We start from the raw sequence: 3,631 nt of genomic DNA, 5'->3' as shown, positions 1-3,631 counted from the left end.
GGAGTAGGGTTTGAACCTTTGGCCTTCAGGTTATGAGCCTGACGAGTTGAAGAGGTTAGCAATTGATCCAGTGGATCAATTGTAGTCTGAACGGGCTGTGTTGATATTATTCGACCTGGTTGCGGGAGTAGGATTTGAACCTACGACCTTCAGGTTATGAGCCTGACGAGCTACCGGGCTGCTCCATCCCGCGACACTAGGTTGGCCTATCGCTTTCGCTACTTGAGGCCGGGGTCGAATAAGTATTGTTATCGTTTAGAGAGAATTGGGATTTTTCTAGGTTTGGCGGTGACCTACTCTCCCGGGGCTTAAGCCCAAGTACCATTGGCGCGGCAGTGCTTAACTTCCGGGTTCGGGATGGGACCGGGTGTTTCACTTGCGCTATGACCACCAAACCGAGGAAAATCCCCGTCGCTCTTTTTGCAAAGCAAAAAGGCGACGCGCAGGAGGCAGCGTATTCGCTAGCGAATGCGCGTTCCTGCACGGTTGTAATGTCAATCAACACCGCAGCTATGTGCTGCGAAGTTATCCATGTTTAAGGTGTGTATGTTTTTGATTTGTCTTTCCATTACTGGATCAAATCAAGCCTATCGGGCGATTAGTACCGGTCAACTGAACGCATTACTGCGCTTACATCTCCGGCCTATTGACGTGGTGGTCTTCCACGGCCCTCAGGGAGACCTTGTTTTGAGGGGGGCTTCCCGCTTAGATGCCTTCAGCGGTTATCCTGTCCGATCATAGCTACCCTGCACTGCTGCTGGCGCAACAACAGGTCCACCAGTGGATCGTTCACCCCGGTCCTCTCGTACTAGGGGCAACTCCTCTCAAGTCTCCTACACCCACGGCAGATAGGGACCGAACTGTCTCACGACGTTCTAAACCCAGCTCACGTACCTCTTTAAACGGCGAACAGCCGTACCCTTGGGACCTGCTCCAGCCCCAGGATGAGATGAGCCGACATCGAGGTGCCAAACACTGCCGTCGATATGGACTCTTGGGCAGTATCAGCCTGTTATCCCCGGCGTACCTTTTATCCGTTGAGCGATGGCCCTTCCACTCGGGACCACCGGATCACTATGGCCGTCTTTCGACTCTGCTCGACTTGTCAGTCTCGCAGTCAGGCTGGCTTCTGCCATTGCACTCAACGAGCGATTTCCGACCGCTCTGAGCCAACCTTCGCGCGCCTCCGTTACGCTTTAGGAGGCGACCGCCCCAGTCAAACTACCCGCCACGCAGGGTCCCGGATCCGGATAACGGACCGCGGTTAGACATCAAGAGTGCGAAGGGTGGTATCTCAAGGGAGGCTCCACAGAGACTTGCGTCTCTGCTTCAAAGCCCACCACCTATCCTGCACATCACAATCCTGATGCCAGTGCGAAGCTGTAGTAAAGGTGCACGGGGTCTTTCCGTCTAACCGCGGGAAGCCTGCATCTTGACAGGCAATTCAATTTCGCTGAGTCGATGTTGGAGACAGCGGGGAAGTCGTTACGCCATTCGTGCAGGTCGGAACTTACCCGACAAGGAATTTCGCTACCTTAGGACCGTTATAGTTACGGCCGCCGTTTACCTGGGCTTCAATTCAAGGCTCTCACCTCTCCTTTTAACCTTCAGGCACCGGGCAGGCGTCAGACCCTATACGTCGTCTTGCGACTTCGCAGAGCCCTGTGTTTTTAATAAACAGTCGCCACCCCCTGGTTTGTGCCCCCAGCCCCTAGTTGCCTAGGAACCGGGCCTCCTTCTCGCGAACTTACGGAGGTATTTTGCCGAGTTCCTTCAACATCGTTCTCTCAAGCGCCTTGGTATTCTCTACCAGTCCACCTGTGTCGGTTTAGGGTACGGTCTTATAGGAGGGCTATTTCCAGGAACCTCTCAGCAGCCCATTCAATCCGATAAGGATGAACTACCTCTGAGATCCGTCACCACTCCACGGCCTAGGAATATTAACCTAGTTCCCATCGCCTACGCCTTTCGGCCTCGGCTTAGGGGCCGGCTTACCCTGCTCAGATTAGCTTTAAGCAGGAACCCTTGGACTTTCGGCGAGAGTGTCTCTCACACTCTTTGTCGCTACTCATGTCATCATTCTCACTAGTGATCTCTCCACCGGATCGCTCACGCGCCGGCTTCATCGAAAGCCTCTCTCCTCCAATACGCCCGAAGACGTGAAGGAGGAATGAGACTATGTCACACTACGCTCTGCTACCATGCCTTACGGCATCCTAAGCTTCGGCTCATGGCTTGAGCCCCGTTACATCTTCGCCGCAGGACAACTTATTTAGACCAGTGAGCTGTTACGCTATCTTTAAAGGATGGCTGCTTCTAAGCCAACCTCCTGGTTGTTTTGGTCGTCCCACCTGCTTTCCCACTTAGCCATGAATTGGGGGCCTTAGCTGTAGGTCAGGGTTGTTTCCCTCTCCACTACGGACGTTAGCATCCGCAGTGTGTCTGCCATCTAGTACTCCCGGGTATTCGGAGTTTGGTTAGGATCAGTAAGCCTGTGGGGCCCCATTACCCATCCAGTGCTCTACCCCCCGGGGTATTCGGATGACGCTCTACCTAAATAGATTTCGCAGAGAACCAGCTATCTCCGAGTTTGATTGGCCTTTCACCCCTAGGCACAGCTCATCCCGATCCTTTTCAACGGATGTGGGTTCGGTCCTCCAGTAAGTGTTACCTTACCTTCAACCTGGCCATGCCTAGATCACTCGGTTTCGGGTCTGATCCCACGAACTCATGCGCCCTATTAAGACTCGCTTTCGCTACGCCTACACCTAACGGCTTAAGCTTGCTCGTGAGACCAAGTCGATGACCCATTATACAAAAGGTACGCCGTCACCCCGCAAGGAGGCTCCGACTGATTGTAGGCGTTCGGTTTCAGGTACTGTTTCACTCCCCTCGTCGGGGTGCTTTTCACCTTTCCCTCACGGTACTGGTTCACTATCGGTCAGCAAGGAGTACTTAGCCTTCGAAGGTGGTCCTCCGATCTTCAGACAGAATTTCACGTGTTCCGCCCTACTTAATACGTCCCATTGAGCTTAGAATACGGGGCTGTCACCCGCTATGGCCATGCTTCCCAACATGTTCTTCTCACTCTCAAGGCTCGGCTGGTCCCCGTTCGCTCGCCGCTACTAGGGGAGTATCAATTGATTTCCTTTCCTCCGGGTACTTAGATGTTTCAGTTCCCCGGGTTTGCCTTTATAACCCTATGTATTCAGGTCATAAATACCTGGTTAAGCCCATTATTGACTGGCAAAGCCAACAATAACAAACTTTCAGGTGGGTTGCCCCATTCAGAAATCCATGGATCAAAGCTTATTCTCAGCTCCCCATGGCTTATCGCAGAGTATCACGTCTTTCATCGCCTCTTGCTGCCAAGGCATTCACCAAACGCCCTTCTCGCGCTTGATTTGATCCAGAAAAAGAAAGACACACTTTAGTGTCCTACCGCCTATTCGGCTACTTGAGGACGTTTAACCGTCCACAACCGAAGCTGCGTCAGAACATATGTCAATCGAGACCGCCCAGCTGGTAACTAAAGGCAGTCATTCTTCTGAACCAAAAACATACATTTCCCGCCCCCGTCTCTTGGACGAGGACAAATGAGCAACCCCATATGGTCTCTCAGCCGTGCAGC

At 52.9% G+C, this 3,631-nt stretch carries 1 tRNA gene and 2 rRNA genes; all 3 read right to left on the bottom strand.

Features of this window, described 5'->3' with window-relative positions:
• Positions 1-116 precede the first annotated feature (116 nt).
• Positions 117-193: transfer RNA gene (locus AC2FLG_RS20390), tRNA-Met, on the bottom strand.
• Positions 194-280: 87 nt separating this feature from the next.
• A 5S ribosomal RNA gene (gene rrf / locus AC2FLG_RS20385) occupies positions 281-395 on the bottom strand.
• Positions 396-577: 182 nt separating this feature from the next.
• Positions 578-3,405 (bottom strand): 23S ribosomal RNA (locus AC2FLG_RS20380).
• Positions 3,406-3,631 lie beyond the last annotated feature (226 nt).

The organism is Ruegeria sp. CDSA193, from assembly GCF_059611885.1.
Note: the sequence above shows the minus strand (reverse complement) of the source record. Positions and strands in the feature narration are given on the sequence as shown.